General features: G+C 64.4%; 23 protein-coding genes. 1 reads left to right on the forward strand and 22 read right to left on the reverse strand.

From position 1 onward, the window contains the following. Positions 1 to 37: 37 nt before the first annotated feature. From RN629_RS11070 to RN629_RS11175, 22 genes are all read right to left on the reverse strand, one after another. Positions 38 to 3,766 carry a conjugal transfer protein TraG N-terminal domain-containing protein gene (locus RN629_RS11070; protein ID WP_407035277.1) on the reverse strand — a complete coding sequence of 1,243 codons (3,729 nt, stop codon included), beginning with the start codon at positions 3,764 to 3,766 and terminating at the stop codon, positions 38 to 40. A gap of 11 nt (positions 3,767 to 3,777) precedes the next feature. Continuing rightward, complete coding sequence (locus RN629_RS11075; RefSeq protein ID WP_255530204.1) at positions 3,778 to 5,223, reverse strand: conjugal transfer protein TraH; 1,446 nt, start codon at positions 5,221 to 5,223, stop codon at positions 3,778 to 3,780. Between the two features lie 52 nt (positions 5,224 to 5,275). Beyond that, complete coding sequence (locus RN629_RS11080) at positions 5,276 to 5,809, reverse strand: hypothetical protein (RefSeq protein ID WP_081988705.1); 534 nt, start codon at positions 5,807 to 5,809, stop codon at positions 5,276 to 5,278. 62 nt (positions 5,810 to 5,871) lie between these two features. Continuing rightward, entirely contained in the window at positions 5,872 to 6,768 is an 897-nt protein-coding gene (locus tag RN629_RS11085) for a conjugal transfer protein TraF (RefSeq protein ID WP_407035273.1), read from the reverse strand. After that, complete coding sequence (locus RN629_RS11090) at positions 6,765 to 7,361, reverse strand: S26 family signal peptidase (protein ID WP_033964757.1); 597 nt, start codon at positions 7,359 to 7,361, stop codon at positions 6,765 to 6,767. The genes RN629_RS11085 and RN629_RS11090 overlap by 4 nt, the downstream gene beginning before the upstream one ends. Beyond that, the gene (locus tag RN629_RS11095) at positions 7,333 to 8,223 is read right to left on the reverse strand and encodes a type-F conjugative transfer system pilin assembly protein TrbC (RefSeq protein WP_033964758.1); all 891 of its coding nucleotides are present in this window, start codon (positions 8,221 to 8,223) and stop codon (positions 7,333 to 7,335) included. The genes RN629_RS11090 and RN629_RS11095 overlap by 29 nt, the downstream gene beginning before the upstream one ends. Continuing rightward, on the reverse strand, positions 8,192 to 9,199 hold the full coding sequence (traN, locus tag RN629_RS11100) for a conjugal transfer protein TraN (protein ID WP_033964806.1): 1,008 nt from the start codon (positions 9,197 to 9,199) through the stop codon (positions 8,192 to 8,194). The genes RN629_RS11095 and traN overlap by 32 nt, the downstream gene beginning before the upstream one ends. A gap of 212 nt (positions 9,200 to 9,411) precedes the next feature. Next, entirely contained in the window at positions 9,412 to 11,343 is a 1,932-nt protein-coding gene (locus RN629_RS11105) for a hypothetical protein (RefSeq protein WP_220475662.1), read from the reverse strand. A 326-nt stretch (positions 11,344 to 11,669) separates the two neighbouring features. Continuing rightward, positions 11,670 to 12,683: a TraU family protein gene (locus RN629_RS11110; protein WP_119748572.1), complete on the reverse strand. Its 1,014-nt coding sequence runs from the start codon at positions 12,681 to 12,683 to the stop codon at positions 11,670 to 11,672. Then, complete coding sequence (locus tag RN629_RS11115; RefSeq protein ID WP_231565064.1) at positions 12,680 to 13,357, reverse strand: conjugal transfer protein TraW; 678 nt, start codon at positions 13,355 to 13,357, stop codon at positions 12,680 to 12,682. Before RN629_RS11115 ends, RN629_RS11110 begins: the two co-directional genes overlap by 4 nt. Further along, positions 13,350 to 13,598 (reverse strand): hypothetical protein, encoded by a 249-nt coding sequence (locus tag RN629_RS11120; RefSeq protein ID WP_182914010.1) that lies wholly within the window; start codon positions 13,596 to 13,598, stop codon positions 13,350 to 13,352. Before RN629_RS11120 ends, RN629_RS11115 begins: the two co-directional genes overlap by 8 nt. Positions 13,599 to 13,606: 8 nt before the next feature. Then, on the reverse strand, positions 13,607 to 14,005 hold the full coding sequence (locus RN629_RS11125) for a hypothetical protein (RefSeq protein WP_147418783.1): 399 nt from the start codon (positions 14,003 to 14,005) through the stop codon (positions 13,607 to 13,609). Next, positions 14,002 to 14,343, reverse strand: a complete 342-nt coding sequence (locus tag RN629_RS11130) for a hypothetical protein (protein WP_281124262.1) — start codon at positions 14,341 to 14,343, stop codon at positions 14,002 to 14,004. The genes RN629_RS11125 and RN629_RS11130 overlap by 4 nt, the downstream gene beginning before the upstream one ends. Next, positions 14,343 to 16,877 (reverse strand): TraC family protein, encoded by a 2,535-nt coding sequence (locus RN629_RS11135; protein WP_281124261.1) that lies wholly within the window; start codon positions 16,875 to 16,877, stop codon positions 14,343 to 14,345. The genes RN629_RS11130 and RN629_RS11135 overlap by 1 nt, the downstream gene beginning before the upstream one ends. Then, on the reverse strand, positions 16,874 to 17,596 hold the full coding sequence (locus tag RN629_RS11140) for a TraV family lipoprotein (protein WP_081988697.1): 723 nt from the start codon (positions 17,594 to 17,596) through the stop codon (positions 16,874 to 16,876). The genes RN629_RS11135 and RN629_RS11140 overlap by 4 nt, the downstream gene beginning before the upstream one ends. Next, positions 17,596 to 18,933, reverse strand: coding sequence for a TraB/VirB10 family protein (locus RN629_RS11145; protein ID WP_281124258.1), 1,338 nt, complete (start codon positions 18,931 to 18,933; stop codon positions 17,596 to 17,598). Before RN629_RS11145 ends, RN629_RS11140 begins: the two co-directional genes overlap by 1 nt. Further along, positions 18,930 to 19,700 (reverse strand): type-F conjugative transfer system secretin TraK, encoded by a 771-nt coding sequence (locus RN629_RS11150; protein ID WP_281124257.1) that lies wholly within the window; start codon positions 19,698 to 19,700, stop codon positions 18,930 to 18,932. The genes RN629_RS11145 and RN629_RS11150 overlap by 4 nt, the downstream gene beginning before the upstream one ends. Continuing rightward, on the reverse strand, positions 19,684 to 20,322 hold the full coding sequence (locus tag RN629_RS11155; protein ID WP_281124254.1) for a TraE/TraK family type IV conjugative transfer system protein: 639 nt from the start codon (positions 20,320 to 20,322) through the stop codon (positions 19,684 to 19,686). Before RN629_RS11155 ends, RN629_RS11150 begins: the two co-directional genes overlap by 17 nt. Positions 20,323 to 20,329: 7 nt before the next feature. Beyond that, positions 20,330 to 20,596, reverse strand: coding sequence for a type IV conjugative transfer system protein TraL (locus RN629_RS11160; RefSeq protein WP_033964762.1), 267 nt, complete (start codon positions 20,594 to 20,596; stop codon positions 20,330 to 20,332). Between the two features lie 116 nt (positions 20,597 to 20,712). Beyond that, positions 20,713 to 21,027 carry a hypothetical protein gene (locus RN629_RS11165; protein ID WP_025549873.1) on the reverse strand — a complete coding sequence of 105 codons (315 nt, stop codon included), beginning with the start codon at positions 21,025 to 21,027 and terminating at the stop codon, positions 20,713 to 20,715. A gap of 214 nt (positions 21,028 to 21,241) precedes the next feature. Beyond that, positions 21,242 to 21,988, reverse strand: a complete 747-nt coding sequence (locus tag RN629_RS11170; protein ID WP_281124251.1) for a DsbC family protein — start codon at positions 21,986 to 21,988, stop codon at positions 21,242 to 21,244. Between the two features lie 50 nt (positions 21,989 to 22,038). Further along, positions 22,039 to 22,317, reverse strand: a complete 279-nt coding sequence (locus RN629_RS11175; RefSeq protein WP_407035274.1) for a hypothetical protein — start codon at positions 22,315 to 22,317, stop codon at positions 22,039 to 22,041. A 306-nt stretch (positions 22,318 to 22,623) separates the two neighbouring features. On the opposite strand from RN629_RS11175, the gene RN629_RS11180 reads away from it, so the two are divergent. Continuing rightward, complete coding sequence (locus RN629_RS11180) at positions 22,624 to 22,956, forward strand: hypothetical protein (protein WP_407035275.1); 333 nt, start codon at positions 22,624 to 22,626, stop codon at positions 22,954 to 22,956. Positions 22,957 to 23,060 lie beyond the last annotated feature (104 nt).

Raw genomic sequence — 23,060 nt, forward strand, 5'->3', positions numbered from 1 at the left:
CCGTCAGGCGAGAACCACTAGATGATATGAAATAGTTTCATTTATCCCGCCGCTCCTTGAATTTTGGATCACCATCAAACGGGCCGTTAGCGAGATCATCCGAAAATCTGCCGCTGCCTAGGACTGACGATTGCTCGATCGAGGTAAGGGGTCCGGTAATATCGGCTGTCCCACGCGCGGAATCAGCGTTCTCGAGGTACCGGTTCCGCAATCCACGGTCGCCAAGCAACTGATCGGAGAGAACTCGTGTAAAAGCTTGCTCCGGATTGGGCGAGCGAGATGCCGCGCGTTCTGCGGAAGCTACGGCTCCTCTCACGTCATAATTCACTATGTCTAGTGTAGCGTCGGCATTCTCTGAAGTTGTTCCGCGGTCGCTGCCTGCGAAACCTAACGAACCGCCCGCGCCGCCGGAAAGAGATGCCGAGCTCCCTTTTCCGCCACCCTTGGAGGACCCGCGCTGCGCGCTTGCTGAAACCGAAAGACCGACATCGGTTCCCATAGTGGTGCTGTCCTCCGCGCGACGAGTGATATTCCGCGACCATCCGGTTTGAGCCATAATTGCTTGAACATCCCGTTCGAGCGTGTCGGCGACCTGCGGTTTCAGCCGCCAATTCCCCTGGCGGTCCATCTCGAACCCGCCCTTGAGCCAATGGGCCATGGCGGCCTTTCCTTCGGCACCGCCACCGAGGAAATGCTCGATCGTGTCAGGGCCGGCCTGCTTGCCGGCTTCGAAGCGTGTGCTGGTGTCGCTACGCGCCGATCTAGTGAAACCCGTGCTGCTCGACACCAAGAGGTCATTATCGGCGAAACTGAACCGCGCCGAACCGCCACCGGCAATTGCACCATATTGGCTGTGATTGATCAGCCCGGCGCGGCGCAGTTGACCAGCGACCTCTGGCGTTACGTTCATGGCAAGGTCGCCATTCTGGCTCATCGCTAGCTGCTTCTTCGTCATCGTGATGCCATTGGCGCGCAGCAGCCCCTGCATTCGCGTCAGGCGCTGATTGTCGACGATTCGAGACGTACGCTCATTACGCGCGCGATCCGCGATCCCACCGGCGCCGCCGTCAGCCATATCGACCTGATTGCCGGCCGTCCCGGCAAGCGTGCGGATGAAGCTATCGAGCCGCGCAGCTTCGCGCGTCGAGACGCCTGCCGCCTCCGCGCCCTCCGCAAACCCAAAATTGTCCGACTGTCGACGCTCTTCCCCGATGCGCGCCGCGCTCCTCGTACCGTCCCGCCCAACTTCGCGTTGCGCGTCGAGCTTGCCCGCGCGCTCGGCAAAATCGAACCCGGCTGTCTCGCGCGTCCGTCCGTAGACACTCGTTCCCTCGCGTCCTGCTTCCGCGGTGGCCCCATCCGCCGTACCGAGTTGCGTCGACGCATTATAGGTTTCGAGCGCGTGCTCGACCTGCGCCTCATTGCGGCCAGTCGCGCGGGAGAGTTGGGTGATCGCGGAAGAGCGCGCTTCGCCGGCGAGCGCGTTGATAAAGCCGATGCGGCGGCTGGTCTCCTGAACCGACAGGCCAAGCATGCCGGCGGCGTCGCGTTGTCCCTGGTTGGTGCCGGTCCGATGGGCCTGCTCGGTTGCCACGTTTCCGCGCTCGATGCCGGCGACCTTGTTGCCGGCGAAATCGCGCCGCCCTTCCATAGCACCGACCTGGACCTGCGCGGAGGTGATGTCATTGCGGAGCATCGCTTCCTGGTCGAAGGCATTGGCGGTCAGCTTTGCAAAGGTCGGGTCCGCCGAGGCCTGAGCGATGACACCGGACGCCTTCAGCGCAGCGTCCTTCGGCGAGTAGCCGCCTCGCTCGAAGGCCCGCGTCGCGCCCTGCTGCATCATGTCGTAAGCGCGCTGATCCCCAAAGGCGCGCCATTGCACCAGATGCTGCGAGAACGCAGCGAAGGCGCGCTCACCAGCCTGACCGGAACCGAAATAGGTTGTACCCAAAGCCCGGAGCGCGTCCTTCTCGGCGAACTGTTGAAACGCGGCCGTCGTGGCGTTGGCCCTGACTGCGCGTTGCGTCGCAGGGTTGGACAGATCCCCATTGACGAGCGCCGGTGCGAGCCCGCCAAGTTCGCGCGCCGCGTCGATCCCGCCCATGCCGAATGCCGGCACTCCTGGCACCCCGCTGTTGCGCTCACCCAACATCGTGCTCGCCGCGCCGAAGCTGCGGTTGGCGCCAAATGTCGATCGCTCGCCAAAGTCACCAAAGCTCGACGAAGCCCCGCGTCGCGCGGATGTGCCCAACGCGGACGCCTGTGCCTCAAGGGCCGAGGCGCGACCTTCCGCTGTGCCCATAGGCGACGCGGCGGCAGTGCCCTGACCCTGGACGCCGAGCGCGCCGCTGGTGAACGCCGTGAAGACATTCCCCGAGAACCGGAACACCGTGAACACGAACGCGCCCGCCAGGCCCGCCGCCGCCGTGCGGAAGCTGCCGAAGATCGCAAGGGCCTTTTGCGCGGAAGAAGGGGCGAGAAGCCAGGCGTTGGCGCCGTTGGCGTTCGAGCGCATCTCGGCAAGCGCGCCCATCGCGCGCCCAAGGGTAAGCTGGTAAATGCCGGCATCGATCACGCCCCACAAGGCGACGAACACGAACAGCCCAAGCGCGAAGCTCATGACCCGAAGGTTGATCGGCGTCAGGATGAACAGAAGCGCGATCGGGATCATGAACAGCATGATGCCGAATACGACCGCGCGGATCGTCGGCATCCATTCGTTTGCAACCGACATCGTGGCAAGACCGCTCGACATTACGGCGCGATTGGCCATGACCCGGGCCGCTGTTGCCGGGCTATCCTCGAACAGGACGTCGCCCACGGTGTTGCCGAGCAGGACATCTGTCATGAATGCCTGAAGCGACAGCGGAGAGCCCATCATCATGCCGCCCACCTCGCCGAGCTGGGCGCGGCAGCGAGTGAGCTGATTGGCATCGGTCGCGTCGAAGCCCGTCCGCAGGCAAACCTGCCTGGTGTAATCGTCGAACAAGGTCGGATCGGAGAGCCTGTCAGAAATATATTGCCAAGACTCGTCGCAGCTCTTCGTCGTGCCGCCCTTGTCCGCCGCCGTATAGACCGTGCTGAAGGTCGCAGGTCCCGCCATCGCTGCGAACGCGGCTGGCAGATCGGTTGTCGTGCGGAACAACTTGTCATCGTCGATGCCGTAAGCCGGCGACACGCGCGCGACCGGATAGCATTGCCGGACATAGTCCTTGATCGTTGCATCAAGGAAGGTGTCGGTCATCGGGCCACGCGGCGCGACGGCATTGAAGAACAGGTCGAACGTGTGCCCCCCGGCGCCGAACTCGATCTTGGAATCCGGATCGAGCGTGTTGTCGTCGATCGTCTCGACCAGGGCGCGCTCCATCAGGTTGGTCGTGCCGGCGACCAGCACGAGCAGATTGGGGACGCCGCCGACCGGCTGATAGGCGTTGCGCACCTTGTCATAGACGTGGACCGTCCCGGTGGTCGCGATCATACCGACGAACAGGCCGATGCCGACCAGCATCTGAAAGCCGAAGGCGACAAGCCCCATACCCTGGCCACGAATGGCGGTCAGCGTCGCTCCCACCGCAATCCCGACCGTCGCGATCACCACGACCAGCGTCTCGTAACGCGGGTCGGCAAAGATCATCGCGACGAGACGGAATGCATCTACCGTCTCGGCGAAGCCGTCATAGGTGTAGAAGCTCGTATCGACGGCAAAGGCCGGCGAGGCGGCGAGCAATGCGGCGACCGTGACAACGGCGCGAAGGATCCGACGCATCATTGGAGCACCTACTGGTTGCGGTTCGCGGCGGCACCAGCGGCGTCGCGCGCATCGCGATCGCGCTGACGCAAAAGCCCAGCATAGGATGTCGAGAGGTTCGCCTGGCTCAGCGCCGCGAGATAGGACTGACGCATCTGGGCACGCTGGCGGAGGACCTCCTCGCGCAGGTCCCGCAATTGCTCGATGCCCTTGGTGAGGATGCGGGTCTGGCAGATATTGGTACTGGTCGCATTGGCAGCGCCGGCCGCCGTCGTCCCACGCTCGGCATTGCTGAGCGCGAAGTCGATGGAGCGGGTCAGGTCGTTCAGCATCTGATAGGCAAGGGTGAACGCTACCAGCTCATCGGTATCGCTGATGACCGAGCCCTGGACGCCTTGTCGAACGCCCCATTCGAGCATCCGATACACAGGTAGCGTGCTGACATTGGCAACGAACTGGCGTTCGTCCGCCGAAAGCCCACCCCGCGTCCTGATCTTGCCGGCGATCGACTCCATCCGGGTGCGGGCGAGTTCGAGCGCACCTTTGGTGCCGTCCTGGCTGCAATCACCGGCCGTGGGCGGCACATTGAGCGCGCGCTTCTGGACGCGGCCGGAGAGGAAGTCATCGGCGCTTTCCGTATCCTGCTTCGGGCAGGCGGGAATCGCCGAGAAGAGCGGCACCTTGTCGGTCGGGTCCCAGCGCATATAGACGTCGCCGACGCGCGCGCGCATCACATCCGCCCAGTCGCCGGCACCGACCCGCGAAGCCGCGTGCGAAAGCAGCGATCCCGTGCGGAAGATGTCGGTCACCTCGGCCGGGCAATTCTGCAGCGCGTCCTTCAGATCCTCGGTCGGGTTATTCTGGTTCGCCTGGATCTTCTCGCGGCTCTGCTGGTAGCTTTTCGCGAACCCTTCCTTCACCGACTTGTAGCCGGTCATCTCCTCGATGATGCCGCTCATATTGTCGTCGCCCTTGGCGATCTGGACCGCGCGGTTGGCCAACCGGCAATCATTGACCTGAATCGAATTCAGGAAGTTGGTCGCCGCCTCCATCTTCGAAATGATGTTACCCATCTTCTCGTCGAGCGTCTCAAGCAGATACTGGAACGCGACCGCGGGGGCCGCCTGAAGAATGCTCTCCAGCTTCTGGACGAGATAGTCGGGATCAAGGAACGACATACCACCCAGGAACATGTCGATGCCGCCGCATCCGGCCTTGATCTTGGGCAGGCTCAGCGACATCAGATAGTCGTTATGGACATCCACACGGCCTGACATGCCACCCGCGGTCACATAGCCGCGCGTCTGATCCTCGAAGCTGCCGGGAGAGGTGTAGGTTGCGTTGTCGAACCAACTTTCCGCCCAGCTCTGCGCATGTGCCGGGGCCGCGGTGCCGCACGCAGCGACGATCCCGCACAGGCTGAACGAGAGAGGGCGAGCTAGACGACGATAGAGTCTGGGAACGGCAAGCGACATGGCGGGCTTCCTCGGGTTCGAGTGAGATGAAAGAGGTGCTGGCCCGCCATGCTCAGCCTCCTCGGTTGGCCGGATTCCGCGGCGCGCCCACGCCGACAATCCCGGTATATTTGGACATGGCCCGAAGGCCGACATCAGGTCGCACGCCCGTCAGCATCTTGACGGCGAGATAGATGTTGCGGGCGAGGTTCAGCGCATGATCGGTGCCGATCGCGATCGGCACGATCCTGTTCGAATCCGCGATCGGTCGGACCCAAACGACCGGATGGCCAACCCAGGGCAGCCCAAGCCGGCCCGAACGGACCATCGCTTCCTGGCCGCCGATCGCAGCGACGCGCCAGCCATATTGCCGGCCAAAGGCCGATAGCTTGGTCCACATATCGCCGCACGGTACGCAACCCGGGCTCGTGCTCATTTCGATGACGAACGCCGGCGCCTGGCCGCGTAACGTATCGGCGAAGTCCGGCGGGAACTGCCGCGTCAGTGGGACGCGGGCGAGCCACGCCTGCAGGCTGGCAGCGTCGGCAACAGGATGGATTGCCGCGCGCCGCGCCGCATCTTGCCCTGCCGATGCCGATTGAGCCATCGCGCCCCCAGCGATACCCACAACGGCGGACACCATGGCTGCAATGGCGAGCGCGCGCCGCGTCACGGCCGCGGACTCCCGCCGGTGTTGACCAGATCGCCCCCGAGCGCGCGTGGATCGGTCGCCGAGACCGGGCCATTCGCGAGCGCGTCGAAGAATCCGTCCTCCTCGCCGGCGCCGGTCATGAACTGCTCAGGCCGAATGTCGCCGGTCAGCAGCCGAACGGCCTGATACGCCATTTGCGCGAGGTTTGGATACGCCTCGACGCCGTTTGCGATTACCATGCGCTGTTGGCTGTTCCGCCTGATGATCATCGTCGTCGGTGTCACCTCGACGCCGAAGCGCTGTGCGACTTCAGGTCGGCGACCGATATCCATGAGCGTCACCTGCCAGCCCATCTCCTCCTGGAAGCGCTGGACGATCGGCCACTGCACCCGGCAATAGCCGCAGCTGTCGCGGGAGAACATGACGAGCGCGAATTCGCCGGCATGGGCGCGGAGATATTGACGGCGCGCGTCATCCTTGAACGCGGTCAACTGATCGCGCGCATCCCCGACCATCGGATTGGCCGATTTGGAATTAAGTTCGGGATGCTGGAGCATCGCGATCTGGGTCACGCCGGCGAACGCGCGAGCCTTGCGCCGCGCGAAATCCTCGAGCTTCCAGAAATCGGCGACGGCATCGACCGTAAGGACGGTCGCTGCATAATCGCGCTGCTGCTCGATCAGCTTGTGGATCTTCGGCGGCGTCCAGGTTGCAAGTTCGGCCATCGGTGGAATCACCGGCTTCACCAGCGCGTCGGGATCAGGCTTCTCCTCGCTAGGTTTCGGCCGTGCCTGATACCACCAATATCCATCCTTGCCCGTCATGGCCGGCCTTTGATCCTGGGCCTGCACCGGTAGCGGAAGGGCGGTCGCGGCGAGGAGGGCCGCGCGCAGTAAGCGCGTGCGGGCAATCACAGCATTTTCTCCATCCGGGTCAACCGGTCGATAGCGACGGGACCGTAATAGCGACTGTCAAATCCATCCGGATGGCTCGAGCCGACATAGGCATAGCCCGATGGGATGATCACACCTTTTGGCTGATAATGATCGAGCTTCTGTCCCTTGCGGCCGTAGGGCTTGCTGACACCCAGCAGCTTGCCATCGCAGAAGTACCAGCCGTCCCACGTATGCCCTCCGACTGACGGCTTCTCGATCATATCGAGCCGCTCGCCGGGCATGCACAGCACATATTTGGTGACCGACACCGGCTTGGGTCCGGCGACCGCGTTCGTGAGCATGAACGAGACGAGATCGCCCTTGTGGATGGGGCCCGGATCGCCCCGCACCGCCCAGGCATGGATCGATGGGGTCATCACGAGGGTGAATTGCGGGATCGCCCACCAGGTCAGCAGGCCGACCGGCAGCACGATACAATAGGCCTTCAACAGCTGGTCGGGTCGCGGTGGTTCCCCGAGGCCGCTACAGCCGAGCGCGACCGCCGCGCGCAGCGGCAGCTCCTTCAGCTGCAGCCAGATCCATTTAGCGAGCGCCCAAGCGATTCTGAGCATCGCGCACCTCCTCTTTGCCGCCAAGGCGGACATATTCCTCAAGCAATCCGGAGAGGCTCGCGTCTCCGAACACGATGCGAGCGATCGGCGGACTGGCGGCGTCGCGCTCGCAATAGGGCTGGGTGGGATCGCCCGGGATCATCGCCAGCGCTGGCACCCGGGTGATGCCCGCCAAGCGAAAGACGATCGGATCGACGATCAGCTGGACATTCCGCATCACGCACGCAGGGCCCGAGCAGCCGGGATCGATCCGCAGGATCTCGGCGGACAGTTTCGCCATGGGCCCAACGCGGGTAAGACCGCCCGGCATACCCCGGAACGCCAGCACGCCGCCCACGCGCTCAAGCTGCGCGGCATAGGTTCGAAGCGTGGCGATCGGCATCGACGACGATGCGAACAGGACCGGCACCCACCCTTTGATAGTATTCGGCGCGGTAGCGCCCGCGACGGCGGCCATGTCGGGCGCGCTCAGGCCCAAGGCCTGGCCAAGCTTTGCGGCCATGGCCTCGCGCTCGGCATCGAGCCCAGCCTGTCCCGCGGCGTATGCTGCGCGAGCGCGTGCATCCATCGCAGGCGAGTGGGCACGTCGGCGCACGGCATCGAAAGCCCGCCGACGAAGTTCGGCTGAAGGTTGAACCGATGGGCCGGGCTCCGCCGTCGTCGCGCGGCCCTTCTGCGCGCTGACGGCTTGCTTGAGCCGCTCCATCGCGGCATCGCCTTCGCTGGCTGCCTTGGCGCGCGCGTCGGCCGGCGGTGGGCTTGGCGGCGATCCGGCCACGGTCTGCGCCTGGGTGGCCGGGATCACCCCCAGCGCCAGGGTCAGGACGAGGCTAATTCTTGCCGATCGTCTGCATATACGCATCGACGCGGTCCTTCATATCTATCTGGATGTCGGATTGAGCCCGGGCCTCGATGTCCAAATAATATTCGGAGAGGTCCATCTTCGAGAAATCTAGGGCCTGAAATTCTTCAGGCGTGAAGCCCCGGCACATTGGCTTCTTCGGCGTGCCCCAGCCGATCGCGTTGAACGATTTGAGCTGAGGCCGGCCCTGCTCCTGGATGATCCGACCAAGCTTGGTGTTGAAGCAGCAATGGCCTTTGGCCTTCTGGATGCAGATGCCGAGGATCTTGGAGGTGCAATAGCTGCCGATCTCATGGCACATGCCCGAGCCCCGCAGCATGCCGGTCTCCATGTCCTGCTGGTCGCAACCCTGGAGCAGTACATCGATGATGAAACTAATCGCCAGGCTGATCGCGAGCGAGGTCGGATCGATACCGATGATGCCGTGAAGGCCGGCGGTGGCCGCCTGACTGGCGGTCGCGCCAGCCTTGAAGGCGGTGTAGGCAGCCTTCATGCCGGTCAGCACGCCCTTGGCGACCGCGATCTTGGTGCTGAGCGAGGTGAGCGACGAGCCCATCCCGTCCTTGACGATCTTGCCCTTGTCCTTGCAGCAATTCTCGAAGGTATCGAGCAGGCCCGGCGGCCGGCAGCGCAGCGCGCGGCCCGAGAAAATCTCGATATGATCGAGGCAATTCCCCTCTGCGTCGACCTGGCCGTCATTGGGCACGCCCGGATCGTCGACGACTGGATCGGTGACGACCGGATTGGCGCCCGTGTCGATGCAGGCGTCGGGCGAGCAGGTCGGAGCCCCGCCGCCCGCGGGCACTTCGCACGCAAATTGGGATCCAAGCGGGCAGGCATAGGTGGCCGGACCCGTCACCGTGCAGGCGACAGCGCGGATCGGGCATTGCCAGCCGCCGCTCGCCGTCGCCGTGCAACTCGCGGTCTCGCCTTCATCGGCGGCATCGCCATTGCCGTTCAGATCGACCGCGCACATTTCATTGGCGCTGGTGGGCGCGGGACCGGTAGGCGCGGTAGGGCCCGATGGGTCGGTCGGTTCGACCGGATCGGTGGGCTCGACCGGAATGGCGATCGCCGCGCGCGCTTGCGGCATCGCGGCGGCGCTCGCCTGCGCATAAGCCGCCGACTGGGCGCTCACGACCGATATGGCCGAGATTAACAGCACGGATCGCGTGAGGAAGAGGCTCTTCATGGCGTGGCACTCGTGCAGGTCATGTCCGCGCCGCCGAGCCGGACCGTCTGCATCATCACGACGGCTTCAGGGAAATCGTCGAGGCAACCGCAGGCCGAGGCGATCTGCTCGCCGGGTCCGGTCGGGCAGACATTGTCGGCCGAGCAGACATGATAGAAGGTATCGATCCCTGTCGGATCATTCTGCTGGCTTCCCATCACACCCGAGGGCGCCGCCGCGGTGTTGACCTTGGGCGCCTGGGTTTTGCAGATCGTCTCGCAGGCGGGCACGCTGCCCCGATCCGGAAGGCTGAAGGGCCGGGTCGTAGTAGTGACGCTGCCATCCGCCTGGGTTTGCTTGTCAGCGAGCAACGTCTCGGTCGAATGGTCGATGATATAGGCGCCGCGGCTCAGGTCCGGATCGGGCAACGCCGCGTTGTCCGTCTCGCAGACATAGTTGCGCTTGCGCAGGAAGAAGTCGCGGGTGAGCTGCAACGTGCACCGGTCGGCTCCGAACAGCCAGGTCTGGGGCAGGGGCCTCAGGCCGGTGGCAACGCCGCCCCGGAAGGTCTCAACGCCGTCGACATCCTCGCTGTCGAGATGGCATTTGCTGTCCGCCGCGTACCCTGAACACAGGTCGACGAGCTGCTCCGTGGAACCGCAGCTGTCATCCACCTCGACATGGACATCTGCGAACGCCTCACCACCGCTGCTGACCGCCGCCCGCAACCAGATCTCGTGGTCTCCCTTGGTCAGATAGGGTTTCAGGTCGAGATTGGGGAAAGCGTAATAGGTCTTCTTCAGCTCGCATTTTCCGGGCGGCAGACCGCTGGTTGTCCAGGGCGAGGGTCCCGAATCGACGAGGTTGCCGTCGATCCGCACCTGACCCCAGTCGTCCGCGAACCATTCGACCAGGGATGCTTGCCGAATGCGCGCGGGGTCGGATACGTGCAGTGTCATGCGGAAATCGAAGAGACTGCAGGACCCTCCGCTCAGGCTGTTGTCCGGTGGGGAGCCCATTAGGAAATCGGCAACGTTGTTGGCGGTCCGGCTGGTCGCATAACCGCCGGCGGTGCGGGCGATGATGTCATCGAGTTGTGGGTCGATGACATTGACCTGACGCTCGATCGTGCAGGCCCTGGTCTGCTGCGCTTTTCCCGAACCCGCAGGTGACGCCGCGACCATCTGGAAGATGCTGTTGCCGGCGGCGATCGACGCGGCATCCCCCTGGATGGCGGCCGGGTTGTTCTTATACGCCGTCTGCGCGACGGTCCCGTCGCTCGCGCAAGCGGTCGACTGGGCACCGACATAGTCAATCACCGGACCATTGATCTGTGCCTGCGCCACGCCGATGCGCGGATCGGCGGTAGTGAGCGCGCCCACCATGCCGCCGCCGAGATCGCCCAGCACCGAATTGAGGTTGTTCCAGACGAGATTGGCGCCGCAGCTATTGTTGACGCAGTAGCAACCGGAAAGCTCGGGCATGTCGACCTGGGTCAGCTTCAAGGACTTGGACGAGTCGACATCCCAGCGAAAATACTTGCACTGGTTCCAGGTACCGGGCGCGCAGGAGATGATGCCGTTCGCGCAGATACCGGACACCGGCACGGGCAGGTTGCTCACCGTGTCGAACGTCCCGTCGAAATCCTTGTCTTGGCTGATCCGGACGATACCAATGTCACCGCTGGCCGAGGGCTGGACCAACACTTCGAGCAGGCTCTGCGTCTTCTGGCAGGCGATCGTCGGCGTGAACGTCTTGCTGTTGTCGACGGTCGCGATCGGCTGCCCGCTCATCGCCGGCGTGATCGTGGTGTTGAGTAGCGTATCGCTGTCACCCGTCTTCGCACGCGACGCCTGCGCGGCCGCGCGGGCGCGATCCTCCATCGTCTGGGCATGCGCCATCGCGGGAAGCGCGCTGACGACGAGCAGAACCGCGACAGCTCGCCTCATAGCACGCGCTCCGACGGCCCGTCCTGCCGCGATCTTTGACGAAGGCGGAAACGGTGGAGCTGCCTGGGAGTCCGAAGAACGGGAAAGGCGGGACACCGCCCGGCCTTCAAAAATGGTCAGCGCGGCCGCCGCCAGGACAGAGGCACGGGGGAATGCCATCTGCCGAGCCGGGAGGGAGCCGGCCGCGCTGACCGGGGTTGGAGCGGCACCGCGGGGGCTGTGCAGCGCCGCTCCCACCTCGCTTTGTCCCGGGAGACCCAACGGGTCCTGGCGGGCAGACCCGGCCTGACATCCGGAACTGACGAGGTGTCCGTGAAACGATCCGCTCATGGCACCGACACTCCGGCGCAGCAGATCGTCTTTTCGAAGAGCATGAATTGGGCATTGTCCTTGCCGGGCGCGTGCTTCGCGCTCGACCACAAGGAACCTGGCCGACCGATATTGACGCAACTCCCGCCCTTAACCGGCTCCATCAGCTGGAGCTTGTAGCGGGACTTGGTCCAGATCGGCTGGGCCTTGAACGAGCAGCCGTCAGTCGACGAGATGGTGAGCGCGCCGAGGCGGCCCATCATGAAGGTACCGCGCGCGGCGAGGCCAGCCCAGGCTTCGACCGAGTCATCGAAATGAATGTCGCCGGCGATCGGATAGGTCGCACCCCAGCTGCCCATGCACCAGAAGAGCGGGTCGAGAACCTTGCCGGCAGCCGCGGCCGCGCTGTCGGCCATGCAGGCGAGCCCCGCGGCGGGGTTGCCGAACAATATGCCCTCGGGCTGGATGATCGCGCCGAGCGTCCCCGACTGCCAGGTCGGCAGCACCTCGGTGATGAGCGCCACGTCGAACCCGTCATCCTGGAAGCAGGGCAGGTCCGTGAACATGTCCAGCATCTTCCAGACCGGCGAGATATAATAGTGCATCTGCGCGAACATCTTGCGCGTGTTCGTCCCGTCGGCGATCGACGACTGGCTGCCTTGCAGCTTGCCGTGGGTCGGCATCAGGTCGACGCCGAGCGCCATCATGCATCCTGGCTCGGTCACCACGTCGACCATGCGATTGGGCGACCAGAAGGAGACCTTCACCCCGAACCAGAAGGTCGCACCCTTCCGGCAGGCGCAGATCGGACTCGAGGACGACTGCGCGTCGAGCGCCTTGCCGAGCTTGTCGCCCGTGCCGATCTTCACGCCGCCGATAGTGATCGGAAAGATGCACGTCCAGCGCACTTTCGTGATCGGGTTGAACACCGTCCCGGTCGGACAAGACGACGCATGCGCTGGCGAAGCCGGGGACAGCACAAGAAGCAGAAAGGCAGCCGCTATGCTGCGCAACAATGCGAGACGGGTCATCGCGGCGCGCTCCCGGTGCGGTTGAGCTTCACCTCGGTCAGCTCCAGTTTCTGGCCGATCTGCGACACGATGACCGGCGCCACCTCGAGACCGAGACGGTCTTTCACGCGCTGCTCGAGGATGAAGAGCGAGCGGCCAACCTTCTGGCCGAGCGTGATCGGATCGCTCCCGCCACGCGGGCCGGCGGCAAGCAGGATCCAATCTGATGGCGTGGCGGTGCGCAGCGCCCAGCCAAGATCCTCGGGGCGGACGACGACCAGGCGTTGCGGCAGCGACACATAGGTCAGCGGGTTGAAGGTGAAGCCCTTCGGATAAAGCAATTTGCCGTCCGGAAGCTTCACATCGAAATCGAGCGTGTAGAACGGAACGACGCTCCGCACGCGGTTCGCCTGCGCTACGGCCAGCGGAGCGGCCTTCATCGCCGACCAGCTCGCGCGCGGGCCGAAACGGCTGGCCATAAAGGCCGGCAGCTTCTGTGTGCGACCCTCGATTTCCTCCAGGGCATCGGGTTCCGCGATCGGCCAGGTGCGTCCGATCACCGAAGTCTGGGCATGCGCCGCAGCGGTGACAAGCGCGCAGGCGAGCAGAACGATCGTTGTGGCGCCCTGGAACAACACGACACGAATGCGCGCAGGGGTGGTGAAGCTTGCCGCGCCGCCAATAGCCTCATTCATGATGACGACCCTCCGCTCTGCGCCGCCACGGCCGGTTATGGTCTTCGGCGCTGTCGTCCGGCTCGCCGATGACGGCGCCGACGAGACACAGGATGGCGATGACGACGATCGCGCCGACGACAAACCAGTGCATACCGTCCAGAAGCTGACCGCTGCGCAGCACGATCCACGCCTGGATCAGCAACAGCAGCTTGCTGCCGAGCAGCAAACGGATCGAGCCGAGCGACGGCGTCGAGGACAAGATACCCCTCATCGCCGCCACCACCGCGCCATCCGGACGACACCCTTGTCGAGGGCCGGCATGAAGAATGACAGCACCAGGCTGGCACCCAAGGTCAGGACCGCCACCGGCATCGCGATAATCCAGGCGTCACCGACCGTGTCGGGCCGGATCAGGACGCTCGCGACCAAGCCTGAGATGAAACTCTGCCCGACCAGCATCGCACGTCGCCGCCGCACGACGGACGCACGCTCCGCGCCAAGGCTCGCCACATGGGCATCGAGCAGGGCGCGCAGCGCTCTCGCCTCGAGGCTTGTCTCATGCGCCGAGCGCAGCATGAAATCGTACAGCGTCTCGCCCGGACGGCGGGGTTCGATCTCGCGCTCGATAAGCTCCGCGGTGCCGTCGGCGAGTGTCACGCGTATCATCGCGCCCTCCACCGACGAACGGCGGAGATCGCCAGACCGGTAACGCCGGACAGGCCAACCAGCATGACGCCGCTCGCGAAGCAGGCCGCTCCGACGATGAGCGCGCTGCGCACCACCATCGCATGGGGCTGGTTGAGGGCGAACCCGGCTGCGAGCACCAGGCTCGTCATCATCGCCGCCTCGATCACCATCAGCCGGAACCGCCAGCGGATCGCCGCCGCCTCGGCGCGGATCGCGACGCGTGCTTCGATCATCCGTTCGAGCTGAGCATCCTTGCTGCTGTAGAATGACGTCAGATCAAAGACCATCTGGTTCTGCGGAGGCTTGCGCTTCAGCATCACGCAATCTCCTCATGTAGGCGCAATTCGGGCCGAGACCCAAGAATCTCGGCCGGATCGACGCCGGCGAGTTCACACACCGCGTCGAGCGGAGAGCGGCCGGCGCGCAGCAGCGCCTCGAACGCGGCAACCTCCTGCGGCGCGCTGGTGTTGATCCAGTACGAGAAGGGGTCGACGACGAGCCTGGCGATGCCGAGACCCAGCGGAGAGTCGATGAAGACCTCGCTATAATTGGGCTTCGAGTTCCGGACCGACTTCAGCAGCTCGAGGACGAACCCCGAATAATCGAGGATCTTGTTCTCGACCGCCTTGTCATAGGTCGAGCCCTGCAGCAGGAACCGCGTCGCGGCATTCTCGAGGATGACCTGACCGGTGCCCCCGAACAGCATCAGGTCGTTCATCGACTGCAGAACGATACCGAACGAACCCTGATATTTGCGCGCGCGGCGGTAGCCCTGGCCGAACGCTTCGGCGAGTCGTGACAGATCCTGCCCTTCGGTCTTGGTCATGAACTGGGCGGCTTCGTCGCAGAGCACGAAACGCGGCCGGTCGCGGCCTGAGAGATACAGCTCCTGGGTGACCGCGTTCACCACCACCATGACGATGACGTTGAACAGGTCAGGCATGCTCTTCAGCCGTTCGAGCTCCAGCACGACGAACTCGTCGGCCGTGATGTCGAAGGTCGAAGGGCCGTTGAAGAAATGGCCGTAAGCGCCCTCGCTCGCGAAATCGCGCAGGTTGAAGGCCAATTCCCTCGAGACCGGTATCAGATGATCGACGCGGTCGAGATCCGATGCCGCGAACGCGGGATAGGCGCCGAGCCATGCACGGACCGCATCGATGCCCTCTTCGGAATGACCTTCATCGATCGTCCACTGGACAGCCGATTTCAGGAGATTCCATTCCGAGGTGGTGACACCCTTGCGGGTGGCGGCGTTCGCCATCTCGGCGACGATCGCGACCGCCATCGAGATCGCCGACTGCTTGTCTTCGCCGTCGAGCGCGAAGCCCATGTCGAACGGGTTGAGGACGAGCTTCTCCTCGCCGATGTCGATGTAACGACCCGAGCAGAGCGTGCAGAGCTTGCGATAGCTGCCGCCGATATCGATGATGCGAATGAGCGCATTCTGCGCATAATATTGCTGGCAGAGATTGTTGAGCAGGAAGCTCTTGCCGGCGCCGCTCTCCGCCGAGACGATGAAATTGTAATTGTTGATGCGCGGATCGAACAGGTCGAGCGTGACCAGTTGGCCCTTCCGGCCGGTGTAGAGGAGGGCAGGGCGCCCGCCACCGCGAAAGTCGGTCTGGATCGGCGCCATCAGCACCGCAGCCTTCACCGGCATCCGGAAATCGCGCTCGAGCATTCGCAAGGTGCGCCCGTCCGGGTACAGCCCGAACGGCAGGCTCATCGTGAGCAGGATCGGATTGAGATAGCTTTCCTCCTGCATCATGAAGGGCAGGGGTTCGCCTTCCCAAAGCCGCTTGGCGCGCGCCGCCATCTCCCGGGCATGGGCGCTGGTGCGACCGAACACCCAGACGGTCGGGATCACCCGCACGAATTTGGAGTTGCCGGCCTCGTCGAGGATCCAGCCGATCTCCTCGATCTGTTTGCTGACCTCGACCGCAAAGCTGCCGGCGGCCTTTTGCGCAGAGAGCACCTGGGCGCGTTTGTGGATCTCGAACTGCGAATGATCGAACAGGACGTTGAGCGTGTAGAGGAACGGCCCCCCGATCTGGTCGCTGTCCTCGGCCGAACCGCGCATGCCGCCCGTCAGGCGATTGGCCCGCTCGGCGGTGATCCGCCGCGCCGGCGACTTGGGCGTGAGGCAGCGCGCGACCTGGTTGCCGAGGAACAGCTCCGGACCCTCGAACAGCAGGTCGGGACCCGCGTCGATGATCTGCTTGCGGATCGGCGGCGCCGCCCCGGTTGCATCAGGGCTCGACGAGAAAACGCCGGGCGCGGCGGCGAACACACCGTTGAAGATCCGGCGATAGAAGGAGACGATCTCCTCCGGGGGCAGCCGGACGATGCCGAGCTTGGCGAGCTGCTCCTCGATCTGGCGGCGCAGATCGCTCCCCAGCGGACGCCTCGTCTTTACCGACAGGATGGTGCGAAAGTCCCTGATCGGTATGCCGTGCATCGCACGAAGGCCATGTGTCCCCGCCATCAGATAATCGGCGGTGCGCCTGGCCGATGCCTGGATCAGGGGATCGTCGCGGGTCTTGAGATCGAGAAACGCATCGAGCGCCGTCTCGATCAGCGGGTCGGCAAAACTGTGAAGCTGAAGGACCGTGCCATCGGGGAAGTGAATGTTGAGAAGCCCGAGCAGCGCCTGATGCACATGCGCAAACATGTAGGCGCTCGGCACGAGCTCCCAGCCATAGCCCCAACCATCGTCGATGCAGAGGAACGCCTCCTCATCCTCGTCCCATGCAACGAGCGGCAGGTAATCGGAGAAGCGATCGCGCGCGACGCTTTGCCGCAGCTGGGCAAAGCTCAGATCGCCGCCTGTTCGGGAGCCGCGCGCCTTCACTTGCTCTGATCCTTCGGCGCGGGCCCGAGCGTGCTCGAAGCCCTGGGCGTCGGCGCCAACGGACGCGCATTCATGGGCGCTGGCACCAGCGTGCGCGGGTCCCTGGCCGGCGGCGCCAGCGCCGTTGCGGAAATAGCCCCGTCAATCTCACGCTCCTGGACCTGACCCAGGACGGGCGCCTGGGTCGATGGCTGAACCGGATCGACCAGATAGTCGCCGACGACCCAGGCGGGCGTCTCGACGATCGAGAAGACGTAGCGCGGCATGTAGAGGCGGTCAGGCCGCTGACGGTCGGCATAAGGCAGGATCAGCGTGCGAACGGTGCGCGGCGGTTTGAGCATCGGCGTGACCGGTTGGTCGATCAGCCCCTGCAGCTCGCGATAGACGCTGTCCTTGTACCCGAGATAGGCACCCACCGGCGCGGCTGCGCCTTTGGCGGTCATGCCAGACATTGCCGGTGCAGCAGCCTGGCCGCGCAGCAGCTTCTTGTCGTTGGTGACTGCAGGGTCCGACCGGGACGGGCGGCCGGCGACCGCATCCTCATAGGCCTTCTCGGGATGCACGCACTGTCCATGGTCGCTGTTCTTGCAGCTATATTTTTCGGAGTAAGGTGACATCACCGAGCCGAGCGTCGCGCAGCCACCAAGGGCCGCGATCACCGGGATGAGAAGCAGTCGGTGACCGCGGATCGAGACCTTGCATGAAAGGGTTCTGGGCATCAGAATTTGCTCCCCGCCGATGGTTTGATTTCGAGCGTCACGCCCTCCTGGATGACGACGACCACGTCCTTCGCGGCGCCGACCTCGACGATCGGGCCGGCCTGGCGCGCGAGATCGAGATAGAAATCGGTCAGCTTGTCCGAAGATTTGGAAAGGCCGCCCGCTATGCCGGACTTGGCGGCATCGCCGGCATTAAGCGTCCTCACTGTGCCGAGCGCCGAGGTCGACGTATCACCAAAGCTATTCTCGACCGTCTGGGCGATGCCGCTGATGGTCCCTGCGATAAAAGTCCGGGCCAAGGCCGCGCCGGCGCGGGTGACGACCTTGCCCGACAGGCCCTTCTTGCCGTCGGTATCGACAAAGAAGCCCTTGACGCTCTGGTCGACGACCGAATGTTCGTCGAAGTCGACGCAGGAGAGCGTCACGAGCTGGATCTCGACGCGCTCCTTGGCGAGGCTGCCGGTCGCGTTGCCGATGACGAAACAACCGGACAGGTTCGCCTTGACGTCATTGGGGAGCACGGCTGGCGCCTGGACCCGCGCGATGATCGGCTCCGGGTTCGAGGTCGCGTCGTGGCTCGCCAAGGCGTCCACGCCCGTCAGCAGCCGCGCCTTCATGAAACCAGGCGGCAAATAGATCGTCCGAATCTTTTTTTTCGACTCGTCCGACGCCGCGGCCGCATCCTTGGGGACGACCGGCGATGTGGCGGCGCCGATTGCACCCACCACTTTTTCGACCGGCGGTGCCGGCGGAGCGGGAGGTCCCACCGGTGCGGATGGCGGGGCTGGCAAACTATTGTCGCCCGCCGCGCCCGAAGCACCGGATGGCGATGGCGGAAACTCCGGCGCGCCGCCGCCGGGAAGGGCTGGCGGCAATGGCGCGCCGTCGGCACCTGGTGCCGCGGGGCCGGTGCCTTGCAGCCCGATCGGTGTCTTGCCCTCCTCGATCGCCGTCACCCGGTCGCCGAGCATGGACTGGCCGTCCAGGACCTTTTTCAGATCGCCGCGCAGCTTCACCTCGAGGCTGTCGCCGCGAAGGCCCGCGCCCATATCAAGCTTGGAGGCCTCGGGCGCCGCAACAACCGGCTTGTCGGCGGTGCTCGCAGAATAGAGGCCGTAGCCAAGCACGCCGATCGCCGTGGCCACGCCGAATTGCTTCATGCGCAGTTTGCCCGTCGAACTCAGCGAATCCCAGCACGCGCGCCAGTCGAGCAGCGCCGCACCCCGCGCTTCGTCACCGCCGTCATGGACCGCCTGGGCGGCTAGATGCGCCTGGAAAGGGCTCTGCTCACCAGGCCCAGCGGCATCCGGCGCGGTCTCTTCTGGTCTCTCGCTCATTGGACAGCTCCCCGGCGAATGATGATGAGCCGAGCGCTATCGCCAGCCTTCAGCGCGATACGATCGAGCGTGACCGCGAAGATGTTCGAGCCGAGCAACGACACCAGGAACTCGGGCTCGGCGAGGACAAGGTCGGCTGACGCCTGGACCAGATATTCGGATGCCGAGAGGCCAGCGCCTTCGATTGCAAACCGCCGGCGTTCATGGAGGCGCGCCGCGGGCAAGGTCGGCAGGACGATGTCGCCCGCGACCGGCGCTACTTCGGCGAAGCTTGCCGGCACGCGGTCCTGCAACATCGACAGCGTGATCGAAACGGCGCGCTCTTCTTCGACCAGCGGGCCGAGCAGATCCTGATTGGCACGGGCGCGCTGCGCGGTGCCGGAGGCCAGGATCACGGTCTGCGCCGGAATGTCCGACGGCTCGGTGTAAAGCGGGTAAATCGCCCCATTGCACGAAACGAAGAATTCGGAAGGCGTGGTCACATAGGTCCGCGTCGGCGTGCCTTCGCCGTCGATCTCCTTCACCAGAAACTTAATCCACGCGTCCGACCCGCCACGCTCAACCGCGATCGCCTTTTCGGCCGAGAACTTGACGTCCTCGATCTCGCCGCCCTGGCAGATGATGTGGTTGACGTCGCGATTGGACAGCCGGATCGAGGCGGTCTGATCGGGCAGCGCGGTAATCGCCTGGGCGAATGCCGGCGGTGCCGCGAAGATGAGGCCGGCCGTCAGCAGGCTCGCACGGCCGCGATTACCGAGTTTCGGCATCGAAATTCTCCTCATGCAGGGACGTCAGCCAGAAGCGGCCGTTGTCGATCGCGTAGCCAATCCGGAGATTGCCCCGGAACTTGCGGATCACACCGCCGATGACGCGGACCTTTTCGACCGGCACGACGATGTCGGTGCTCGTGGTCAGGACAGGCTGGTCTGGCCGAATATAGGTCGCGATCGACAGAGTCGGATTGTCCGAGAGCTCGTCGAGAATGGCGGTCAGGCTGTCGCGGATGCTGTTATAGGCCGAGGGGTGGACGATGCTCAGCAGTTCCTGGAACTGCGGATCGGCGGAATAGGCCGAATAGGTACCCGACAGGCTGACGATGTTTCGCGTCATCGTGCGTAGGTACGGCGCCGAGGGCGCATTTCCCGTCACATAGAGATCGCCGCCGGTGCCGAACGGCACGATGACCGTCCGCTGGTTCTGGTTCGAGGTGTAGATCAGCATGCCGAGCACAGCGGTGATGCCGAACAGGCCCGCGATCGCGAATTTGAGCAGCCGATTCTCTTCGAAGAGATTGGCGGAGCCCTGAAGATAGCGGTGGATGCCCCAGCTCGCCGGCTTGTCGGCGAGCGGATCCCAGTCCTTCGGGCGTGATTTGCGGAAAAGCGCCATGGCCGTTCTACTCGAAGAAGCGGGTCTGGGTCGGACCCGGATAATGACGGAAGCGAAGCAGCCCCCAGCGCCAGGCGAGGTGGGGGATGAACCCGCGCGGCTTGGTCCGCTTCCAGGGGATGAAAAGGAGAAGAGCGCCGATCAGCGTCCACCCGATCACGCCGCCAACGATGACGGCGACAAAGATCGTCGACATGACCAGGATGAATTCATCCGCGCCGAACCAGAGGATCTGGACCGGCAGATGAAGATACTGGGGCAGACGTTCGTCCAACGCTCTTCTCCTCCTGCTTCAAGACAGCCCGAAGAGCCCGGGTTGTCGTGTCCAGGCCTCTCGGCCCGGCTCGTGGGACGCGCGGGGACTTGATCGGCCCCGCGCGGCCGATCAGTTCAGACGACCATCCCGAAGGTTTGGAGGATGGTGTCCGCCTTGATGAGGCACACCGCGGCGACGATCGTCGGGATCCCGATCATGACGTTCGAGAACAGCCGCGACACGCCGAAGAGGAAGGCCGCGACGCCGGCGACGAACCCCATCGGGCCCTTGACGCCCTTGTTCACGACGATGTTGTAGATGTCGTAGCCAAGGTCTCCGGTCGCAGGCGCGGTGAACGCGTGCGCGCCGCCGCTCATTGTTGCGAACAAGACCAAAGGGACGCCGATATTCGCGACCCCGAACACATGCTTGCCGATTTTCCTGATCATTTTGCCACTCCGTTCGCTTGCGGAGCCGCCCGGGAAGATGCCTGCCGACACCGTGAGGACACGTTGGCGGCCGAGCGGCGTGGTGGACGGCTCCAGGGGAGCCACGGCCGTCGGCATTCCGGCCCGTATCGGTGGAGCCGAGGCGCTACGCCCGGACCGGCCCCCCGAACGGCCGCCAAGAAGGAAGGGCGCGCGCGTTCGCGCGCGACGATCGTCAGTGCTTCGCATCGGTCTTCGCCGAATGGTCCGCGAGAAATTGCTCAAGCTCACCCTGCTGGAAGCCCGAGACGAGCTTGCCGTCGATGATCAGCGTCGGCGTGCCGGTGATGCCGATCTTCTGAACGGCGATCGCATCGGCCTCGACCTTGGCATGGCCCGCTGCGCATTTGCGCAAGCTTGCCGGCTGCGCGCCGCCGTAGATCGCCTTGAACTCGGCCTCTTTGTCCGCCGAGCAGAGGATATGTTCGGATTTCGCCGCGGCCTGCGGGTGAATGCCGCTCACGAAATAAATGAGCCGCCGGACCGGCTTCCCCTCTGCTGCCTTGGCGATCCAGAACTTCTCGAGCGCGCGGCAATAGGGGCATTCGGGGTCGGTGAACTCGATCACCGTCGGCGCACCTTCGGGGCCGATGACGAGCGCCTTCGCGGGATCCAGTGCACCGAGCTTTTTCCGGGCGCTCGCATCCTGGGCCAACGCCGTGATGTTGACGCCATTCTTGTCGTAGACTGCGGCAAAGAGGATTTGCTCGCTCTCCGGCGCATAATAGATGATCCGTCCGCCCGCGGTCGCCTGATAGATGGGGCCCTTGACGGGTGCCGGTCCGAAGTCCTCGAACTTCAGGTTGGTGAAGGTCTGCTGCAGCTTCTGCTGCGCTTCCTCACTCGCGACGCTGAGCGGCGCCGGATCACCCTGTTTCGCGGTTTCCACCGATTGCGCGATCGCGCTCGGACCAAGCGTCATTGCGCAAGCGAACAGCGACAGGCGCCGAACCGCCCTGGACGTCGCGCCCCTCACGGGCGGGCACTCGCGATGCGACGCGTGCTGCACTCAAAGGCGTCACGGTCGATCTGCATCTGTACGCCGAGCGGCACGGCCGAGCGCGGCGGCGGCGCCGTGGGAGTCTCCGTCTTAGCCGCGATGGCGAAACCATCGGCCGTCGCGATGACCCGAACCTGCGGCGCCGGTGCGCTGACGGGCGCGGCAACTTGCCGGGGGCAGGCGCCAGCTGGCATAGTGATGAGCGCAAGCGAAACGCTGCCCAGGCTGTTCAAGACTATTCGTTTGGTCATCAGACACGGCTCCTCTGTCCGGGAATCGCACTTGGCGATCCGGGGAAATTGATCGGGATCGGGCTGGGAGCGCTGAGTTGTCGAACGGTGCTCGCCGTCACCCCAAATCGGGATGACCGCGTCATGAAGTAAGTAATCGGGGTGCCGCAATAGGCAGGGCACTGCCGTGCCGGAGGCGGCAATCGCGGACCGCAATCGGCACATCCGTGCCGCAATTTGGGTCTCTAATCGTTCATCAAGTGCCCATTTGGGCTCAAATCTCGTCAAGCCATAAGGAGACAGGCACGAGTCGCAGGGAAGGGGAAGATGGGAAAGGCGGCCTCAAGGACCTACAAATTGCGACTGTCGGATCAGGGAATCGACCTGTTCCTTGCGTGCCACTACCGCCTGGCACAGGTCCTGCGCGACTTCATTCCTTATGGGGCGACCTTTTCCGTCGCGGTCGCGCTTCTCGAACGCATGGATGCCGACGATATCGCGGCCGAACTCGAGACGCGCTCCTGCCTGCAATGCACGGGCGACAAGACCTGCTTCGTTGGATCGTCAGCGCAACTCGCCGAGATCATGCAGCTTGTGTGCGAACGCCTGGTCGAATCCGATCGCTTTGCGCAGAGCCCTGTAGCGCGACATCGTCGGTGACTGGTCAGCGACATTGATGGTGATGTGTCAGCGGTGACGTTGGGGATAGTGTCACACGAGGTTGGCCTGGATCAAGAGGCGTTGTCGCGCAGCGATGTCGCTGG

Origin of the sequence: Facivitalis istanbulensis (assembly GCF_040560405.1) — a bacterium.
Classification (GTDB): domain Bacteria; phylum Pseudomonadota; class Alphaproteobacteria; order Sphingomonadales; family Sphingomonadaceae; genus Sphingomonas; species Sphingomonas istanbulensis.

What these genes read in the sequence shown, in the direction of transcription:
- traN (WP_033964806.1), bottom strand. Translation starts at nt 9,199, where the DNA reads ATGTGCGCGGTCGATCTGAACGGCAATGGCGATGCCGCCGATGAAGGC.
- RN629_RS11105 (WP_220475662.1), bottom strand. Translation starts at nt 11,343, where the DNA reads ATGAGGCGAGCTGTCGCGGTTCTGCTCGTCGTCAGCGCGCTTCCCGCG.
- RN629_RS11115 (WP_231565064.1), bottom strand. Translation starts at nt 13,357, where the DNA reads ATGAATGAGGCTATTGGCGGCGCGGCAAGCTTCACCACCCCTGCGCGC.
- RN629_RS11165 (WP_025549873.1), bottom strand. Translation starts at nt 21,027, where the DNA reads ATGATCAGGAAAATCGGCAAGCATGTGTTCGGGGTCGCGAATATCGGC.
- RN629_RS11090 (WP_033964757.1), bottom strand. Translation starts at nt 7,361, where the DNA reads ATGCTCAGAATCGCTTGGGCGCTCGCTAAATGGATCTGGCTGCAGCTG.
- RN629_RS11155 (WP_281124254.1), bottom strand. Translation starts at nt 20,322, where the DNA reads ATGGCGCTTTTCCGCAAATCACGCCCGAAGGACTGGGATCCGCTCGCC.
- RN629_RS11125 (WP_147418783.1), bottom strand. Translation starts at nt 14,005, where the DNA reads ATGATACGCGTGACACTCGCCGACGGCACCGCGGAGCTTATCGAGCGC.
- RN629_RS11140 (WP_081988697.1), bottom strand. Translation starts at nt 17,596, where the DNA reads ATGCCCAGAACCCTTTCATGCAAGGTCTCGATCCGCGGTCACCGACTG.
- RN629_RS11130 (WP_281124262.1), bottom strand. Translation starts at nt 14,343, where the DNA reads ATGCTGAAGCGCAAGCCTCCGCAGAACCAGATGGTCTTTGATCTGACG.
- RN629_RS11175 (WP_407035274.1), bottom strand. Translation starts at nt 22,317, where the DNA reads ATGACCAAACGAATAGTCTTGAACAGCCTGGGCAGCGTTTCGCTTGCG.
- RN629_RS11095 (WP_033964758.1), bottom strand. Translation starts at nt 8,223, where the DNA reads ATGCGTATATGCAGACGATCGGCAAGAATTAGCCTCGTCCTGACCCTG.
- RN629_RS11170 (WP_281124251.1), bottom strand. Translation starts at nt 21,988, where the DNA reads ATGACGCTTGGTCCGAGCGCGATCGCGCAATCGGTGGAAACCGCGAAA.
- RN629_RS11150 (WP_281124257.1), bottom strand. Translation starts at nt 19,700, where the DNA reads ATGCCGAAACTCGGTAATCGCGGCCGTGCGAGCCTGCTGACGGCCGGC.
- RN629_RS11145 (WP_281124258.1), bottom strand. Translation starts at nt 18,933, where the DNA reads ATGAGCGAGAGACCAGAAGAGACCGCGCCGGATGCCGCTGGGCCTGGT.
- RN629_RS11075 (WP_255530204.1), bottom strand. Translation starts at nt 5,223, where the DNA reads ATGTCGCTTGCCGTTCCCAGACTCTATCGTCGTCTAGCTCGCCCTCTC.
- RN629_RS11180 (WP_407035275.1), top strand. Translation starts at nt 22,624, where the DNA reads ATGGGAAAGGCGGCCTCAAGGACCTACAAATTGCGACTGTCGGATCAG.
- RN629_RS11110 (WP_119748572.1), bottom strand. Translation starts at nt 12,683, where the DNA reads ATGACCCGTCTCGCATTGTTGCGCAGCATAGCGGCTGCCTTTCTGCTT.
- RN629_RS11070 (WP_407035277.1), bottom strand. Translation starts at nt 3,766, where the DNA reads ATGCGTCGGATCCTTCGCGCCGTTGTCACGGTCGCCGCATTGCTCGCC.
- RN629_RS11080 (WP_081988705.1), bottom strand. Translation starts at nt 5,809, where the DNA reads ATGGCTCAATCGGCATCGGCAGGGCAAGATGCGGCGCGGCGCGCGGCA.